Below are 16865 nucleotides of genomic sequence, written 5' to 3' on the forward strand. Positions count from 1 at the left end.
AACAGAAACGCAAAAAAACATGCCCCTACTCACTGAATGTGATAGAGGCATGTCTCTTCAAAATGCAATAGTATCCTATGGAGCTGTAAGTCTAGGAAGGGACTATCCTTCTGGTCTTCAGTAGCCCAGTTATATGGTTAGATTACTAACCCGGCTCTGTAATCTGTTACATTTGTGGAATAACGGCTACAACCAGCGCAAGGAAAGACTCACGCACCCGCTCTGTTGTCTCCATAACCTCATCATGGGAGAGCGGTTGATCCAGAATACCCGCTGCCATGTTGCTGATACAAGAGATACCGAGTACTTCCAGACCTGCATGGCGAGCCACAATAACTTCGGACACAGTGGACATACCGACAGCATCTGCACCCAGAGTACGGAGCATAACAATCTCAGCTGGTGTCTCATAGTTTGGACCAAGCAGACCTGCATAGACACCCTCACGTACATTGAACCCTTGGGATGCTGCGGTATCTTTCGCCAACGCACGCAAGCGGCGACTATAAGCTTCAGACAGATCCGGGAAACGCACACCCAGTGCTGAATCATTAGGACCGATGAGTGGGTTTTTGCCTGTAAGATTCAGATGGTCGGAGATCAACATCAAGTCACCTGGTTCGTACGATGTGTTTACTCCACCTGCTGCGTTCGTTACAAGTACCGATGTAACTCCAAGTTCTTTCATGACACGAACCGGAAAAGCAGTAAGCTCCGGACCGTAGCCCTCATACATATGGAAACGTCCTTTCATCATGACAACAGGACGACCTTTGATTGTTCCAACCAGCAGCTCACCCTCATGTCCTTCTACCGTAGATACAGGGAAATGGGGAATGTCTTGATAAGCGATACTCACACCATCTTCAATGAGTTCAGCCAAAATGCCAAGACCTGAGCCAAGAATCAAGCCTACTTCAGGCTTAACGGGGCTTTTGCTTTGAATATAAGATGCTGCTTCCAAAATCATGTGTTGAGTTAATGCTGTCATTACGATGTTCCTCCTTGAGTTGAAACGATCCGTTCATGTATGCAGATCAGCTCCAGGCTAGTCCCACTAGACGGAAGCATATGCTTATGTATACGGCGTTTAGTGTATTCAATTTATTCTATCCTAAATAGGCAACATGTTCTGCATTTTTTTGCAAAAACATTCACGTCCAACCTATTTAGCTCGTGGATGATGTGTTTCGTAGATTTCCTTCATCGTTTTACGACCATGATTACCATACTGCTGACCTGGCTGTTCAACATGACCTAACATGTCCTGAACGGCTCTTGTGTCGGCTCCGCTAGCAATAAGGTGAGCAGCAAACGAGTGCCTTAACGTATGTGGCGTAATTTCGCCTGGTATTCCTGCATCCACCGCAGCTTTTTTGAGTAATTTCCAGAATCCTTGGCGTGTCAGACGTCTCCCCGAGACATTGACAAAGAGCGCCTGCTCGTCCGAACTTGCTTTGAGCAATCGGCTGCGTTTCTCATCCAGATACACATCGATCCAATGAGCTGCAGGAGCACCGATCGGAAGAATCCGTTCTTTCCCTGCCCCGCCGCAACGGATAAACTTCATACTCGGCTGAACATCTCGGACATCCAGTGCAATCAATTCTGAGACACGAATGCCTGTGGCATACAATAACTCCAGCATCGCACGATCCCGAATTCCTTGGGGTGAACGCGTATCCGGTGCATTAAGCAGCAACTCAATTTCATCGATGGTCAATACTTGAGGTGGGGTTTTATCTGCCTTAGGAGCCTCCACATCAAATGTAGGGTCTTGAAGAATATCTCCCCTACGCATTAGAAAATGAAAGTAGGAACGTAAGGATACAATACTCCGAGCAATCGTAGCATTAGCGCGCCCGGACTGCTTTAACTTACCTACAAATAAAATAACGTGCGTACGCCGCACCTGACCGGCATCACGTATATCATATTCTTTCTCTGCAAATTCGATGAACTTGTCCACATCGCGAAGATACGACTCCAGTGTGCTGCTTGACATCCCTTTGTCTTCTTCCAAGTAAATGGCATAGGCGTGTATCGTCTGTTTCATGTACAACGCTCCTCATCTCCAGAACTGCCCCGCGTGCAGCCTGTTACCGTATTTGCATTCCTAGATGCTCCAACTACTCCCCATACCAGTAGAACAAACGTAGCCGTTCGGCAAGTGAAGGTCGCCCTTCTCCATGAACTGTCCAATCCGTTTCCTGAAATACTTTGACCGCATTACCTGAAGGAATCTGATACTGATCTACAGGTGAGATCCAGCCGTTGAACAGATCCAGAACATTATAGAACAAATAAACTAATGCTGAAAAAAAGATTATAAAACGAATAAAACGGAGCCCTCTCCGTAGTGATATGATCATCGTTTGTCCGCCTCCTAGTCTCGATCCTAGCTCCAGTTCTACGAAGCCGGAACCTCATTCCCTGCACCAAATGAATGCGCAGAGAAGCGTCTATAGACAAGGTATGAGGACAAACACAAGAGTATGACATTGGGTAAAGCTTACATCAGATCCGGTACCAAAAAAGCTCTCCCGTCAAAACCGCCGGTGAGAGCTTGAAGATATGCTATGTTATTCTTCATCTTTGGGTTTCTGGTCATTTTTTGCTTTGCAACGATAACAAATCCCATGGAAATCCAATCGGTGGTCTACCACCGAAAAGTTAAATTCTCGCTCCAGTCGCTCTTCAAGCGGCCCAAGCCAGTCTTCGCGTATTTCATCCATACTACCACATTGAACACAGATTAAGTGATGATGATGATGCTTGGACGTATCTCCGCGCAAATCATAACGGGCTACGCCGTCGCCGAAGTTGATTTTCTCTACAACATGCAGCTCACTTAGTAGTTCGAGGGTACGGTACACGGTTGCCAGACCGATTTCGGGAGCCTTTTCCTTAACGAGCATGAATACGTCTTCTGCGCTCAGATGATCTTCTTCATTCTCAAGAAGTACTCTTACGGTGGCTTCCCGCTGGGGCGTTAATTTGTATCCTTGGGACTGTAGTTGCTGCTTAATTTTATCGATCCGTGCTTCCATTTTCTCCCTCCCCCTAGGAAATCACTGCACACTGCAACTTAACCCACTTCTTTCATTATAGGGGGAGTGTATAATTAAAGTCAACAATTTACACTTTACTGCCTGAACCTATGCAGGTAGTAACATTGGCGTGACCCAACGCATCATCGCTGGTGTGACCCAAGTTTCAAAAGAAGCTACCCCGAGCAGCAGTGCTGCCATTGCCAAAGTTAACAATACATACGATGCAAAAGGTCTTTGACCACCGGGAGTACGTTGCATCAAAACCCGATTCCGAATGATATATAAGGAAAAAGTTATCGCAGATACACTGCAGATTAATAACACGGGAATGACGAATAAATTGTGCGGAGCAACGGAAACAAGTGCAAACAGCAGCCCTTTCCATGAATATTGTCCAACAAGATATCCGACAGTAAATCCGATCAGCACACCTTTTAGAAAATCCAGTACGAGTATGCCTGGTAGTCCTATAACGGACAAACCAAGGATCCAGATCAGACCGACCCATTTCAGATGCAGTATAGCAATTTCCCAGTAGGTGCCTGTCTCTACAACCTGTCCCCCATGCTGCACTGTCATGAAAAAGTTTCCTAGGTATCCTTCCAAATCCTGACGTTGCTCTAGGGACAACGCATTAACCATCAACGCCCCAAAGATAACACCTACCAGGAACAGGACCGCCACAAATACATATAACGAGGTTTGACCTTTGAATATAAAGGTGGAAGATCGCACAGACACAAGTCTCCTTTCCGGTTGTCACGCTGCTGAATTTCGAATGAAACCCACACAGTCATTCTATGAACCGGAAAGAGAACGTATGACATCTTGTCCAGAATAGGTGTGATCCACAATTGAAGACTAATTCATTTTTTTTATTGTGAAAGTTTTCTAGCTCCATTAGTGATCTACACGGTCATTCCCAGCAACTTTACCATAAGTTCCACCGCCACCAGAGGACAGAGCTAACTGACCATTCCTTGCTGCAACGATCATAGCCGCCATCACAGGGCCAACAACAGTGGCAAGTTCGTCTTCGCTCGTACGATGCAGCACATTCATCTCTGTACCAAATCGTTCAAGTAATTGACGCAGCTTCGCTTTTCCAAGACCCGGAATAAACTCTAATGGCACCTGATAATGATAGGTAGGTCTACTGTCAGGTACCTCGGGATTATCTCGATCAGCTATCGCAAGAATTCGGTCAAGTACGCCCTGAACAAGCTTGGTACTGCCACAATGTGGACAACGTTCTGCCGATAATGCCCGCTCATCCAATATACGACCACATGCTGAACAATACGTTCGATGATACTTGCCAAGCCTAGGGTTCAATCCATAGTTAGCGGTTATGCCTCTACCACCCTCGTTTTGCAGTGCCATTCGAAATTCATCAAAAGAAGGCGTCGCTAGTGTTAATTCATTGTATTCTCTACCAATCTTACCTAGTGAATGAGCATCTGAATTCGTTAGAAAAGGAACGTGATCCAGTTCCCGAATATAACTGGCCATCGTAGAGTCTGAGCTTAATCCAAGTTCAACGGCATCAATAAGACTCGTATCAAGCACATCAGCCATCCGTGGTGCTGTACTTCCATAGATACCTTTATGCGGGGTAAATGCATGCGCAGGCACAATAAGTCCTCCACGAGCCTTAATTTCCGACTGTATCTCAAGTGTTGGCACGTATACACGCTGTGAACTTAAATTCACATTTTTCATATAACGCTGCATAAAAGCAGTAAACGACTTCATCGACGCTAAATCTCGAAAATAAGCAAGCAGATGAAACTCCCGCATGCCTGGCTCCCGCAGTTCAATCTCTGTGCCGAGCAAAATAGTGGTGTCCTGATAAGCGATCCCTCCACCTTCCAGCTCAGACATTGTGCCGTCCTCCAGTAACTGCTCAATATCCATCTGCACAACAGGTGAATGAGAATCAATAACGCCAAGTAACTGGATACCTTTGCGATCTGATGCTTCACGAGCGATGTTTGCAAACGTCAGATCCCGACTCCCACTAATCTTTACAGCTTCACCACGGGAGGTTCGCCCAATATGAATGTGCAAGTCTGCATAACATGGCTCCCACAGATTACGTACGTCTTGCTGCTGATCATTCATTGTTATAGCCGTCCTGTTGTTCTGTACAGATCCCATGCGTACACCGCTAACATCGTTTTGGCATCACTAATCCGATTCTGATCCATTAAAGCGTAAGCCTCTTCCAGCGTAATTTCACTAACCTCTAAGAATTCATCCTCATCCAGAGCCATATCTCCGGCTTCCAATTCTTCAGCAATATACAAATGTATGATCTCATCTGCGAATCCAGGCGACGTGTAGAAAGAACGTACAAGTCGAAGTGATTTAGCCACATACCCTGTCTCCTCGCGCAACTCACGCGCAGCTGCAACTTCTGGCTCTTCTCCTGGATCAAGCTTGCCTGCTGGAATCTCCACTTCGGTTCGTCCCATAGCTTGCCGGTATTGATCTACGACCAACATCCGGTCACCATTCAATGCAAGCACAGCTACAGCTCCTGGATGGCGAACGATTTCTCGGGTTGCTGTCTGTCCATTAGGCAGCTTCACCGTATCAACCTGAAGTGTAATCACTTTCCCTTCAAAAATGGGCTGTGTTGATACTGTTTCTTCGTCTAATTTAGGATTGGCTGGATGTGTTTGGTGTTTAGAATGCGTAGGATTCATGGTTGTCAACTCCGCTTCTTTGATTTTAAATTTGTCCTCTGTAATTCATATAAGAATATAGATGTATAAATCTTCGATTTTTGGCATATGGTGAGCGTATAGAGCAAGCTAGCCTATTATGATCAATCAGGGGGATACCAATGAACAGTTATCTGACGCCGCAATCCGTACATTTGGTGGGACAAGCAAAAGAAGTACAACTTATCCTTAGACAGTGGTTGCGTGAATGGGGTCCAGATGCCAAACTAACAGACCTTCTCGCTGGCCGCAAATAAGTTCTAATCCGTATGCATGAAATATAACATGATTTTGCAAAAAGTCCGAATCCGGTACATAACCCGTTTTCGGACTTTTCACTACAACTACAACTTCAACTTCAACTTATTTTCTAGGCTCTCCTACTTCGTACTCGTCGATGCCGTTTCTTTAATAATAGCGACAACAATTTCGGACAACTTCGCGATATCCTGCGCACGAATGCGTTCTTTCGTCGTATGAATATCTTCATATCCCACGGCGAGATTCGCTGTAGGAATATTGAAACCGTTGAAGATGTTGGCATCACTACCGCCACCAGAAGGGAATGTACTCGTTTCAAGACCTACGCTGCGAATAGCACGCTGTGCAAGCTGAACGACCTCATGCTCATCATGGAATCCAAATGCAGGATATAGAATCTCACTGCGGAATTCAGCCGTTGCTCCGTATTTGCGACATGTTGTCTCCAGCGCTTCACGCATCTGCGAAACTTGCAGTTCTACTTTTTCTTGAACAATACTACGCGCTTCTGCTTCAATCTGAACAAAATCACATACGACATTCAAGGCAGAACCGCCTTGGAATTTCCCGATATTCGCAGTTGTCTCATCATCAATACGTCCAAGCTTCATTGCAGCAATCGCTTTGGCAGCTACCTGAATCGCACTAATACCGTCTTCCGGATTCACACCAGCGTGTGCAGACTTACCGTAAATGTTCATTTGAATCTCGGCTCTCGCGGGTGCAGCAACACAGATCGTACCGACTGCTCCATTGGAATCAAGTGCATATCCGAACTCAGCTTGGATATCATCAGGATTCATGGCACGCGCTCCAACAAGTCCTGACTCTTCGCCAACTGTGATAACAAACTGAATCTTGCCATGCGGCACGTTGTTCTCCTGAATCGCACGAATCGCTTCGAATAATGCAGCAATACCAGCCTTATCGTCTGCACCCAGAATCGTTGTTCCATCACTGCGAATCCAGCCATCTTCACCTAGTTCAGGCTTAATGCCTTGCCCAGGTGTGACAGTATCCATATGGCAAGTGAAAAACATTGGGGTTACCCCTTGCGTGCCTTCTGCTTCCCATGTAACAACAAGATTACCGGCACCATGCCCCGTTTTCTCCATTGTATTGTCCTCATATACGCTGAGACCAAGAGCCGCGAACTGTTCTTTTAACACCTTAGAGATATTATGTTCGTTCTTCGTCTCACTATCAATCTGTACAAGTTCCATAAAATGATCTACAACACGCTTTTGATTAATCATAGGACTTTCCTCCCTTACGTGGATACGGTACAATAACATTACTGTGGTTTTTTATTTCTTGGTTGAAAGGAGTTCGCTCATCATGCAAAGAAAAAAATGGTTTCGCATCATTGTCTACATCATGCTAATCGCCATGGTTGGCTCCACCCTATTCATTGCTCTCGAACCATTATTATTCGGTTAAACATGAAGTCTTGAACTGTCTCCATTACAGACGGTGAAGGGCTTCTTTTTCTGAGATCCAATTCATCTCATAGGAGAACAGCCTGCTGAAATAGGGGACGATATCTTGCGCAACCCGCTGTATCTCGTAGGTTTGTCCTGTCATATCCTCTAGTGAGGTCACCCCATATTGCTCAATGCCACAAGGGACAATACCTTGGAATCCTTCATGCTGAATCCCTGACGTAACATTAAAAGCAAACCCATGGCTTGTTACAAAACCTCTCCTCGTCTTACAACGATTGAACTTTACACCGATTGCAGCGATCTTCATATCCCCGACCCAGACTCCTGTATACCCTTCTTTGCGCCCTGCTTCAACACCTTGATCTGCTAAATAATCAATGATGACCTGTTCTAATCTGCGCAGATAGGCATGTAAATCGAGATCTTCATCTCGTCCGAGCACAAGCAAAGGATAACCCACAAGCTGACCCGGGCCATGATAAGTAATATCACCGCCGCGGTCAATTTGAAACACGGAGATTCCTTGCTCTCGTAATTGCTCCTCACTTAAAAGCAGATGCTCAGGATGATTTTGAGAACCAATCGTATACGTAGGTGGATGCTGAAGCAAAAGTAGTTGTTCCACTCCGACGCCTTCATCAAGTTGCTGCACAATCGCTTTTTGCCGGTTCCAAGCCTCTTCATAATCAAGCATTGGTATGTATGCCACATCCATAGGCTTGTTCATGATCTCCCACACCCTTTTCCTTCAATGTGCAATTTATTCATGAGCGCCCAACCATATACAGCGGGAAAAGTGCACGGCCTACGGCCATACACTTCTCCATAACCCTTCTTTTCACATCTAACATCGATGTTTCTATTCGGAATATTTAGTTACAGCATATCAACAAAAACTTAATATACTTTGGTCTCCATGTTATAACCTTCGAGATTCTCTTTGACCCGTTGCAAGAATCGCCCGCTGATTACACCATCCAGAATACGATGATCTAGGGACAGACAGAGATTCGCCATGGAGCGAACTGCAATCATATCGTTAATAACGACTGGCTTTTTGACAATAGATTCAAATGTCAGAATAGCCGCTTGTGGATAATTGATGATCGGTTGAGATAGGATTGAACCAAACGAGCCGGTATTGTTCACTGTGAACGTTCCACCTTGCATATGATCAAGCTTCAACGTTCCTTCTCGGGTTTTCCGTGCCAAGTCATCAATCTCACGAGCCAGACCTGCGATATTACGCTGATCTGCATGTTTAATTACAGGCGTCAAGACGGAATCTTCTGTACCCACAGCCATAGATAGGTTAATGTCGCGTTTCACAATAATTTTATCGACGGCCCAAACAGAGTTCATAATTGGGTAGTCCTTAATTGCATTTACGACACCTTTCATCATGAATGATAAGTACGTCAGATTGATGCCTTCTTTGCGCTTGAATTCATCCTTGAGTTTGTTACGCAACATAACCAGATTAGTAACATCTACCTCAATCATGGTCCAGGCATGAGGGATTTCCGATACACTTTGCCGCATATTACGAGCGATTGCATTTCGTACAGGGGTAACATCAATAAAGTATTCTGATCTTCCCTGTCCGCCGCCTTCCACTTCAATTTGCGGAATTTTCGGACTTTCGGTCAGGTGAATGCCCGAATGTCTGACTGGAATGCCAGCATCAGCAGCCTGAACAGCTGCACCTGAAGCAGCACTAGAGACTTGAGTATCATTCCGATTCAGTCCACTAAACGGTGATGGCGAAGCAGCTGATACCCCAGCGGAAGCATTCTGCCCAGTCGATGGTGTAGCCTGCGTAGATGCTCCTTGTCCGCCTTGTGCAATGACTGCCAGTACGTCTTTACGTGTAATACGTCCACCCGCACCTGTACCTTGGATGCTCTGTAAATTCAAACCGTGCTCCGCTGCCAGTGTTTGTACTGCTGGGGAATAGCGGTTACGCATCGGCTGATTCGGATCATGTGTAATTGCACCGCCAGCATTTGTAATCGCCGATTGAACCGAAGCTTGCTGTTGACGAGCTGGCTCTTGATGTAGATCCTGCGAAGCCTGCGTCTCTTGTGTAGCCACGTCTTGTTCAGATGCTTCAACTTGCATCCGGCAAATGACTTCACCTACAGCAATAGTCGTGCCTTCCTCTACGAGAAGATCACCCATGATTCCATCAACAGTCGATGGAATCTCAGCATTCACTTTATCAGTAATGACTTCACAGATCGGTTCGTACTGCTCCACTTGATCGCCCGGTTTTTTCAACCATTTTGCTATGGTAGCCGAGACCAGCGATTCCGCCAGTTGTGGCATTATGACCTCGATCCATTTCATACTCATTGGTTTTATCACTCCAAACTTTACATTTAACCTCATATGGAAATTGTAGCATAACATGAACTTGGGAAGCAGTTATACTTCAGAACAATTTCATACAACGTTCTTGAAAAACAAATCTATACGTTCATGTTCAGAGAGATCGTTATTCAGTACCTTTAAACAACCTCTCTAGACCATTAATACTCGGCGAGTGTGCGCATAGCTTCCTTCGCTTTATCCTTGCTCAGCATATAAAACTTCTCCAAGGTTGGGCTAATTGGCATAGCCGGAACATCTGGACCGCACAAGCGCTGAATCGGAGCATCAAGTTCAAACAGGCATTCTTCGCTAATAATGGCAGCAACTTCGGCACCGACGCCGCCTGTTTTGTTATCTTCGTGCACAATCAGCACTTTGCCCGTCAATCTTGCGGATGCAATAATAGCTTCACGATCAAGCGGTTGTAATGTACGCAAGTCAAGAACGTGGGCTGTAATTCCTTCTTCACGCTCGAGTTCTTCCGCAGCCTGCATAACAAAGTGCAAAGGTTGACTGTATCCAATCACCGTAATATCCGCACCTTCGCGAAGCACGTTGGCTTTGCCGATAGGAACAATGTAATCATCCTCTGGCACATCTTCCTTGATCAGTTTGTAACATTTTTTGTTCTCAAAAAAGAGTACAGGGTCTGGATCACGAACAGCCGCCTTGAGTAGCCCTTTGGCATCATATGCCGAATAAGGAGCTACAATTTTCAATCCTGGCGTACCAAAAAAGATTGATTCTGGACACTGGGAGTGATACAGTCCACCAAAAATACCGCCGCCGATTGGTGCGCGGATGACAATAGGACAACTCCAGTCATTGTTAGAGCGATAGCGGATTTTGGCTGCTTCGCTGATGATCTGGTTCGTTGCCGGCAACATGAAATCCGAATATTGCATCTCAGCAATCGGCTTCATGCCATACATTGCCGCACCAATGGCTACACCAGCAATTGCCGACTCAGACAACGGTGTGTCCATTACTCGCATGTCGCCAAACTGTTCTTGTAGTCCTTTGGTCGTTGTGAATACGCCGCCTTTTACTCCAACGTCTTCCCCGAGCACAAATACATTCTCGTCTCGCTCCATCTCTTCCTTCATCGCAAGACGGATTGCATCAATATATTCCATAACCGCCATGTTTACCGTCCCCCTTCTTCGCTGTCCGCATATACGTGCGTCAGAGTATCCTCAGGTTTTGGATATGGCGCGTTGTCTGCATACTCAGTCGCTTCCTTCAATTCCAGCGCGAGCTGGGAAGCCAGATCCGCATCCCGGGCTTCATCCCAGATGCCGCAGTCGATCAAATAATTTTTCATGCGTGGGACGCCGTCCTTTTTCCAGTTCTCATCCACTTCTTCCTTCGTTCGGTAAGCCAAATCGTTATCAGAAGTAGAGTGCGGTGACAAACGGTACATCATCGCTTCAATAAGGGTAGGTCCTTCGCCAGCGATTGCACGACGACGTGCTTCCTTAACAGCAGCATATACTTCTAATGCATCGTTACCATCCACACGAATACCTGGGAAGCCATAACCCAACGCACGATCCGAAACTTTACCACTAAGCTGCTTGTGAATCGGTACCGAAATGGCATATTGGTTGTTTTCACACATGATAATTACAGGTAACTTATGCACACCTGCAAAGTTAGCACCCTCATGGAAGTCTCCCTGGTTACTTGATCCTTCACCAAAGGTAACAAAAGAAACAAATTCCTTCTTCTTCATTTTGGCTGCGAGTGCGAAACCTACGGCATGTGGAACCTGTGTTGTCACTGGGCTGGAGCCTGTAACAATCCGCAGCTTTTTGTGACCGAAGTGACCTGGCATCTGCCGGCCACCACTGTTCGGATCCTCTGCTTTGGCAAAGGCAGACAACATTAACTCACGCGGAGTCATGCCTACTGCTAGTACGAATCCGTAATCGCGGTAATAAGGTAAATAATAATCGTTATTCCGATCCAAACCAAAAGCAGCACCCACTTGCGCAGCTTCCTGACCTACACCAGATACGTGAAAGTTAATTTTGCCGGCCCGCTGAAGCAACAAGCAACGCTCGTCGAACTTTCGTGCAAGCAGCATATATTTGTACATGTCTAATACTTCTCCATCGCTAAGTCCAAGCTGTTGATGCCGGTGAACCGCGTCTGCAGTACCTTGTGAACTCATATGAGGTACCTCCTTTTAATCAGAGCCTATGCCAGTCTTACCACCCGATCTTATAACCTGGTACTAAGACTTGGCTTAACCTTATTATAATCCCTTTTGCCCAAAAAAGGAAAGGACCTTTCTCATAACTCATCTAAGTTACATGCCAATGGCTTTTCCATCTACCGCCAGCATCGCTTCACCCATAATCTCCGACAATGTCGGGTGAGGGTGGATCGTCTGTCCAACTTCCCATGGTGTAGCATCAAGCATTTGTGCCAAAGAAGCCTCGGCAATAAGTTCCGTCACATGGGTTCCAATCATATGTACACCCAATATATCATTCGTCTTGACGTCAGCAATCACCTTCACGAATCCATCCCGGCTACCCTGGACGAGTGATTTACCAATTGCTTGAAATGGAAACTTACCTGTCTTCACTTCATATCCACGCTCTTTCGCTTCATTCTCCGTAAATCCGATGCTTGCCGCCTCAGGACGTGTATAGACACAGCGTGGTATCCGGTGAGATTCTACCGCGTGAACCTGCTCGCCCGCGATATGATTCACAGCGAGGATGCCTTCATGACTTGCGGCATGTGCCAGTTGCAATCCACCGATACAATCACCAATCGCATAGATATGTCCTTCACCAGTTTGCAGATGCTTGTTCACCGCAATGAATCCTCGCTCCAACTTGATATCTGTGTTCTCCAGTCCAATATTCTCAACATTCGCCTGTCTTCCCACAGATACGAGCATTTTCTCTGCTGTTAATGTCTCTTGCTTGTTATTTCCCAGCTCAACATCGACCTGGATCCCGTCCTTCTGTGCGCTATACGTTTCTGTTAGGATCTTGCTTCCTGTGAGGAAACGAACACCACGTTTGCCGAGCAATCGTTGCATTTCCTTCGCGACGTCTTCATCCTCTGCTGGAAGTACATGTTCGGCCGCTTCCACCACCGTGATTTCAACGCCAAAGTCATTCAGCATGGAAGCCCATTCTAGTCCGATTACGCCGCCACCTACAATAATGAGGGAAGCAGGAAGCTCATCCATCCGCAATGCCTCGTCACTACTCATAATGTACTGACCATCCGGCTCCAGACCAGGCAATACACGTGGACGGGAACCTGTAGCAATAATAAGGTTGGTCGGTACAACGGTGTCCATTTCACCATCTTCAAACTCGACAGCAACCGCTCCACTTTGCGGGGAGAAGATAGATGGTCCGATTACGCGCCCGTTGGCGTGTACAACTTGAATTTTATTCTTTTTCATTAAATACTGGACACCTTGATGTAATTGCTCAACAATCGCATCTTTACGTGCTTGCACTTTCGGGAATACAAGCGTTGCGCCGGTTGTTTCTATGCCATAGGTTTCGCTCTCTTGAATTTCAGCGTATACTTCCGCACTTCTGAGCAATGCCTTGCTAGGAATACAGCCACGATGCAGGCAGGTTCCTCCAAGCTTGTCCTTTTCAATAATCACCACTTGCTTACCAAGCTGAGCCGCTCGAATAGCAGCAACATATCCCCCGGTTCCTCCTCCAAGAATGGCAACATCACATGTAATAGGCATCTTATCTGTTCTCCTCTATTGTTATAATAATTTCGATCATGTTGTATGAGTAATAATACAATTTCGTTAAATCATTCTTATGTTGTAGCTATAATCTGCTATACTCCATTGTACTCTCCTTCACCTAGCAACTCAAAGTTTCCCCTTAACGCCATGGACAGCTCAACGAAACCAAGCTATGATGGAATTAGACATCACCTGTAAGCGCAACCTTTATTTAACGTCGATATAAGGCAGAAAGGGTTATGATGATGAATACAAGGCTTGTCTTTGCGCGTTTCTTGGCTATTATGGTTCTGGTTATACCCGGATTGATGGCGATGAAGGGTTTTCTAATGATGAAAGATGCGCTTTTCCTCTTTTACGCCGAACACGGTAATGAGCAGATCTCACCAGGATTCCAGTGGCTGTCCTTTGGCGGCGGACTTGTCCTATTTGCAGCAGGTATGAGCTTTCTCGGAGGCTGGATTCTGTTTCGTGACCGCAAGAGAAATTATGTTGGCCCTCGTTTTCGTTCCAAAAGCACACCTGAAGCGACTGAGACGCCCGGAGGGACTTCATAAGCCGGGCTTTTTGTCTGTGTATTTACATATAGCCAAATCGACTTTATAGTACGTTATGAGATGGATTCAGCCACTTGCATTGATATTATGCCACAGGGATCGTCTGGAGACCCTGTTTCACATTTAATACAGATAGGATGAAATATACGTGATTTCTTTTTTACTTACACTCAAACGACTGCTGAAAGGAATTTTCCACGCCTTTAAAGACTCGCAGTTTATCGCTCTTTTCACACTGACATTGGCTACCTTACTTTCAGGCACTATATTTTACAGCCGTGTAGAGGGTTTACACTGGATAGATGCGCTCTACTTCTGCGCCGTAACTTTAACCACGGTAGGACATCCTGAATTCGTGCCGTCCACAGGTTTCAGTAAAGCGTTCACCGTGATCTACATGTTTGCAGGTATTGGTCTTACCTTCGCCATGATTGCCAAAATTACAGCAGGTATTCTATTTCCTCGCAAAAAGAAGACAGAAGAGAACCCGGAGTAGTCTCCGGGTTATTCGTATAACGCATCCCTAAGTTTTGTCGACATGCGTGATTCTTTGGAAGAAGATTTAAGAATTGTGCGACGCAAAGCTACATTGCTCGTCTGCAGCTTCTCTAATTCTGACAATAAATCAGCAATTAAGATCTGCGTTGTCTCATCCAATACTACTTGTTCCATCAAGCGATTATATCTCGCCTGTAACTCAGTTAAAACTTCACTCAATTGTAACACCTCTCTCTTTCGTTACTGGATGGTGACCTGCCGTCGCCAACCACTTCACATTCCATATAGTAACACAAAGCTGCTAGGATTAGTTCTGGCTCTGAACAAAGATTTTGTGGTACTCTGTAATGGTCGCTTTTTTTGTCAGCATTTTGCAAACTTCAATAATAGGATTATATTTTTGCAGAATGCTGTTCGTTAATTCTGTATGTGAGAGGAGTAGCAGCATCGTGCCAACAGGACGTATAACCGTTATTACAGGACCTATGTTTAGTGAAAAATCAGGGGAACTTATTCGCCGCTGCCAAAAGTTAAGCCAATTTGGACGTAAAAAGGTGGTTGCCTATAAACCCGCTGAAGATGACCGCTTCGCTCAAGACGAAATTGTTAGCCGGATCGGCTATCGACTGACTGCACACTCCATTCCCCGTCAATTGACGAACGAACTGGTGGAGACGATCATAACTCAAACGAAAGATGCAGATGTCGTTGCATTTGATGAAGTTCAATTTTTCAGTAGCGCTATTATGGAGCTTGTCTCAGAACTCGCTTATTGCGGTAAACATGTCATTGTGGATGGACTTAATATGGATTACCGCGGCAAAGAGTTTGGATATATCGGCGGTCTACTTGCGATGGCTGATGACATCGAGAAGCTCTCTGCATTCTGCGCAGTATGTGGAAGCCCCGACGCTGCTTTTACGCAGCGAATTGTAAACGGAGAGCCCGTAACCCTTGGCCCCGTAGTGATGATTGGGGATTCGGAAGCCTATGAGCCACGTTGCCGGAGCTGCTTCATCCCGCCGCATAAGGTAGAGTGTTAGGATCCATTGCATTTATATAGGTTTTTTAACAGCGAGTTCTGCTACTCCTGAAACCTAATATATTCCCAAAGCCCTTAGGGGCTTTTTTTTTCTACCGTCCTGCCCAATTATCCTCCCAATTTCACGTGTAGCAGAACAAAAAAAAGCACCGCTCACTGGCGATGCTTCCACAGATGAATCTCGCTAATCGCGAGAGACAAAATATTTGTTGGTCATGTAGTAAGCGTCACCTCGAGACGTTTCCACCATTCCTTTTTTGGCATCCAGAAATACAATCTCTTTACACTTCGTGCAATACCACTTCGTACGCTTGTAAGGAGATTCTGTCACGTAAGCCGTGCCACATTTGCAATCAATCTTCATCAATAATTCGGTTGATTTATAAGCACTGGACAAACGTTCCAGGTTATCCTGTTGCTGTGTAGGCATAATCGTCTGTTGATAATCGGATAAATGATTCTGAACCTTAAAGTCTGCCACAAGACCAGCGTTTAATCCAAAGAACTCTTTGCCGATCTCAGTCACGAAGCGTTTCTCATTTCTGTAGCAATCCAGCCACTCAATAATTTGCTTGTTAGACAGTGGAACCGTACCCTTGATACCGCTGTTTAAGGTGTAGGTCATGATGTATAAAGTATCGTCTTGTCTACCTGAGTACATTAGAATCCTCCTTCGAATACATTTGCTAATGTACTACAAAAACGCGCATAAATCAAAGTAATGTTATTTCCTTAGCGCATCTTTTTGAATTAAATGGGAACCATTTCCTTACAATCAGGGGTCGTTTTACAGGAACTGCATACACCTGCAACTTTTCCCTGTGGGTCTTCATAAAAAACAATAATTTTAACCTTTTTTCTGGTACAGCGAGCAGAAGTACCTCCTCTCTACTTGGGTAGTTTAATTCAATCATTTTACTGCGTTTTGAGACTATCTGGATCTGCATAAAAAGCCAAATCACTCCATCTCTCTTACTCTTCCTTAATGTCTACTTCTTCCGAATTGTTTCTTGAGGCTGTGCAATTATGCTCTTATGTATACGTAACCAAGTTGTGCATGGCTATCTCATAAACTATTCGACGTTTTTATTATATTTCCTGTTTTTATTATCGCTATACATATAAAAAAACCGACAAAACATGTCTCTTCTCTTAACATCAA

At 45.3% G+C, this 16865-nt stretch carries 20 protein-coding genes; 5 read left to right on the forward strand and 15 right to left on the reverse strand.

Going from position 1 to position 16865, the window contains the following annotated elements; genetic code table 11:
- Nucleotides 1-166: 166 nt before the first annotated feature.
- From MH215_RS01450 to MH215_RS01480, 7 genes are all read right to left on the reverse strand, one after another.
- Nucleotides 167-991 carry a purine-nucleoside phosphorylase gene (locus tag MH215_RS01450; protein ID WP_239287197.1) on the reverse strand — a complete coding sequence of 275 codons (825 nt, stop codon included), beginning with the start codon at nt 989-991 and terminating at the stop codon, nt 167-169.
- 174 nt (nt 992-1165) lie between these two features.
- Nucleotides 1166-2056, reverse strand: a complete 891-nt coding sequence (locus MH215_RS01455) for a tyrosine recombinase (protein WP_239287199.1) — start codon at nt 2054-2056, stop codon at nt 1166-1168.
- A 73-nt stretch (nt 2057-2129) separates the two neighbouring features.
- Nucleotides 2130-2372 (reverse strand): DUF4227 family protein, encoded by a 243-nt coding sequence (locus tag MH215_RS01460; RefSeq protein ID WP_056696595.1) that lies wholly within the window; start codon nt 2370-2372, stop codon nt 2130-2132.
- Nucleotides 2373-2582: 210 nt separating this feature from the next.
- A complete protein-coding gene (fur, locus tag MH215_RS01465) occupies nt 2583-3050 on the reverse strand; it encodes a ferric iron uptake transcriptional regulator (RefSeq protein WP_024630961.1) in 468 nt (155 codons plus the stop codon).
- A 108-nt stretch (nt 3051-3158) separates the two neighbouring features.
- The gene (spoIIM, locus tag MH215_RS01470; protein WP_056696594.1) at nt 3159-3788 is read right to left on the reverse strand and encodes a stage II sporulation protein M; all 630 of its coding nucleotides are present in this window, start codon (nt 3786-3788) and stop codon (nt 3159-3161) included.
- 165 nt (nt 3789-3953) lie between these two features.
- Nucleotides 3954-5177, reverse strand: coding sequence for an endonuclease Q family protein (locus MH215_RS01475; RefSeq protein WP_239287201.1), 1224 nt, complete (start codon nt 5175-5177; stop codon nt 3954-3956).
- A gap of 2 nt (nt 5178-5179) precedes the next feature.
- Nucleotides 5180-5764 (reverse strand): NUDIX hydrolase, encoded by a 585-nt coding sequence (locus MH215_RS01480; protein ID WP_239287203.1) that lies wholly within the window; start codon nt 5762-5764, stop codon nt 5180-5182.
- Nucleotides 5765-5904: 140 nt separating this feature from the next.
- On the opposite strand from MH215_RS01480, the gene MH215_RS01485 reads away from it, so the two are divergent.
- Nucleotides 5905-6039 carry a Z-ring formation inhibitor MciZ gene (locus MH215_RS01485; RefSeq protein WP_239287205.1) on the forward strand — a complete coding sequence of 45 codons (135 nt, stop codon included), beginning with the start codon at nt 5905-5907 and terminating at the stop codon, nt 6037-6039.
- Between the two features lie 123 nt (nt 6040-6162).
- Here the strand turns inward: MH215_RS01485 and MH215_RS01490 are convergent, their stop codons facing one another.
- The gene (locus tag MH215_RS01490) at nt 6163-7299 is read right to left on the reverse strand and encodes a M20/M25/M40 family metallo-hydrolase (RefSeq protein WP_239287207.1); all 1137 of its coding nucleotides are present in this window, start codon (nt 7297-7299) and stop codon (nt 6163-6165) included.
- 82 nt (nt 7300-7381) lie between these two features.
- On the opposite strand from MH215_RS01490, the gene prli42 reads away from it, so the two are divergent.
- Nucleotides 7382-7483, forward strand: a complete 102-nt coding sequence (gene prli42 / locus MH215_RS01495; protein WP_128102605.1) for a stressosome-associated protein Prli42 — start codon at nt 7382-7384, stop codon at nt 7481-7483.
- A 24-nt stretch (nt 7484-7507) separates the two neighbouring features.
- On the opposite strand, the gene lipB is transcribed toward prli42, so the two are convergent.
- The 5 genes from lipB to lpdA all read right to left on the reverse strand — a co-directional run bounded on the left by lipB (nt 7508) and on the right by lpdA (nt 13600).
- Complete coding sequence (gene lipB, locus MH215_RS01500; RefSeq protein ID WP_239287209.1) at nt 7508-8215, reverse strand: lipoyl(octanoyl) transferase LipB; 708 nt, start codon at nt 8213-8215, stop codon at nt 7508-7510.
- A 170-nt stretch (nt 8216-8385) separates the two neighbouring features.
- Nucleotides 8386-9843: a dihydrolipoamide acetyltransferase family protein gene (locus MH215_RS01505; RefSeq protein WP_239287211.1), complete on the reverse strand. Its 1458-nt coding sequence runs from the start codon at nt 9841-9843 to the stop codon at nt 8386-8388.
- Between the two features lie 176 nt (nt 9844-10019).
- Nucleotides 10020-11006 carry an alpha-ketoacid dehydrogenase subunit beta gene (locus MH215_RS01510; protein WP_056696583.1) on the reverse strand — a complete coding sequence of 329 codons (987 nt, stop codon included), beginning with the start codon at nt 11004-11006 and terminating at the stop codon, nt 10020-10022.
- A gap of 2 nt (nt 11007-11008) precedes the next feature.
- Nucleotides 11009-12037 (reverse strand): thiamine pyrophosphate-dependent dehydrogenase E1 component subunit alpha, encoded by a 1029-nt coding sequence (locus MH215_RS01515; protein ID WP_239287213.1) that lies wholly within the window; start codon nt 12035-12037, stop codon nt 11009-11011.
- A 138-nt stretch (nt 12038-12175) separates the two neighbouring features.
- Nucleotides 12176-13600, reverse strand: coding sequence for a dihydrolipoyl dehydrogenase (gene lpdA / locus MH215_RS01520; protein WP_239287215.1), 1425 nt, complete (start codon nt 13598-13600; stop codon nt 12176-12178).
- 245 nt (nt 13601-13845) lie between these two features.
- On the opposite strand from lpdA, the gene MH215_RS01525 reads away from it, so the two are divergent.
- Nucleotides 13846-14163 carry a DUF2627 domain-containing protein gene (locus MH215_RS01525; RefSeq protein ID WP_056696578.1) on the forward strand — a complete coding sequence of 106 codons (318 nt, stop codon included), beginning with the start codon at nt 13846-13848 and terminating at the stop codon, nt 14161-14163.
- A gap of 148 nt (nt 14164-14311) precedes the next feature.
- Nucleotides 14312-14659 (forward strand): potassium channel family protein, encoded by a 348-nt coding sequence (locus tag MH215_RS01530; protein WP_056696576.1) that lies wholly within the window; start codon nt 14312-14314, stop codon nt 14657-14659.
- 8 nt (nt 14660-14667) lie between these two features.
- On the opposite strand, the gene MH215_RS01535 is transcribed toward MH215_RS01530, so the two are convergent.
- Entirely contained in the window at nt 14668-14880 is a 213-nt protein-coding gene (locus MH215_RS01535) for a hypothetical protein (RefSeq protein WP_239287217.1), read from the reverse strand.
- Between the two features lie 230 nt (nt 14881-15110).
- Between MH215_RS01535 and MH215_RS01540 the strand changes: the two genes are divergently transcribed.
- The gene (locus tag MH215_RS01540) at nt 15111-15704 is read left to right on the forward strand and encodes a thymidine kinase (RefSeq protein WP_156395444.1); all 594 of its coding nucleotides are present in this window, start codon (nt 15111-15113) and stop codon (nt 15702-15704) included.
- A gap of 183 nt (nt 15705-15887) precedes the next feature.
- On the opposite strand, the gene MH215_RS01545 is transcribed toward MH215_RS01540, so the two are convergent.
- The gene (locus MH215_RS01545; RefSeq protein ID WP_017687614.1) at nt 15888-16364 is read right to left on the reverse strand and encodes a hypothetical protein; all 477 of its coding nucleotides are present in this window, start codon (nt 16362-16364) and stop codon (nt 15888-15890) included.
- Nucleotides 16365-16865 lie beyond the last annotated feature (501 nt).

Origin of the sequence: Paenibacillus sp. ACRSA (assembly GCF_022346845.1) — a bacterium.
In the GTDB taxonomy this organism is placed as follows: Bacteria; Bacillota; Bacilli; order Paenibacillales; family Paenibacillaceae; genus Paenibacillus.

Coding starts and splice junctions, on each gene's coding strand:
- MH215_RS01450 (WP_239287197.1), bottom strand. CDS start 991: ATGACAGCATTAACTCAACACATGATTTTGGAAGCAGCATCTTATATT.
- MH215_RS01455 (WP_239287199.1), bottom strand. CDS start 2,056: ATGAAACAGACGATACACGCCTATGCCATTTACTTGGAAGAAGACAAA.
- MH215_RS01460 (WP_056696595.1), bottom strand. CDS start 2,372: ATGATCATATCACTACGGAGAGGGCTCCGTTTTATTCGTTTTATAATC.
- fur (WP_024630961.1), bottom strand. CDS start 3,050: ATGGAAGCACGGATCGATAAAATTAAGCAGCAACTACAGTCCCAAGGA.
- MH215_RS01475 (WP_239287201.1), bottom strand. CDS start 5,177: ATGAATGATCAGCAGCAAGACGTACGTAATCTGTGGGAGCCATGTTAT.
- MH215_RS01480 (WP_239287203.1), bottom strand. CDS start 5,764: ATGAATCCTACGCATTCTAAACACCAAACACATCCAGCCAATCCTAAA.
- MH215_RS01485 (WP_239287205.1), top strand. CDS start 5,905: ATGAACAGTTATCTGACGCCGCAATCCGTACATTTGGTGGGACAAGCA.
- MH215_RS01490 (WP_239287207.1), bottom strand. CDS start 7,299: ATGATTAATCAAAAGCGTGTTGTAGATCATTTTATGGAACTTGTACAG.
- prli42 (WP_128102605.1), top strand. CDS start 7,382: ATGCAAAGAAAAAAATGGTTTCGCATCATTGTCTACATCATGCTAATC.
- lipB (WP_239287209.1), bottom strand. CDS start 8,215: ATGAACAAGCCTATGGATGTGGCATACATACCAATGCTTGATTATGAA.
- MH215_RS01505 (WP_239287211.1), bottom strand. CDS start 9,843: ATGAGTATGAAATGGATCGAGGTCATAATGCCACAACTGGCGGAATCG.
- MH215_RS01510 (WP_056696583.1), bottom strand. CDS start 11,006: ATGGCGGTTATGGAATATATTGATGCAATCCGTCTTGCGATGAAGGAA.
- MH215_RS01515 (WP_239287213.1), bottom strand. CDS start 12,037: ATGAGTTCACAAGGTACTGCAGACGCGGTTCACCGGCATCAACAGCTT.
- lpdA (WP_239287215.1), bottom strand. CDS start 13,600: ATGCCTATTACATGTGATGTTGCCATTCTTGGAGGAGGAACCGGGGGA.
- MH215_RS01525 (WP_056696578.1), top strand. CDS start 13,846: ATGATGATGAATACAAGGCTTGTCTTTGCGCGTTTCTTGGCTATTATG.
- MH215_RS01545 (WP_017687614.1), bottom strand. CDS start 16,364: ATGTACTCAGGTAGACAAGACGATACTTTATACATCATGACCTACACC.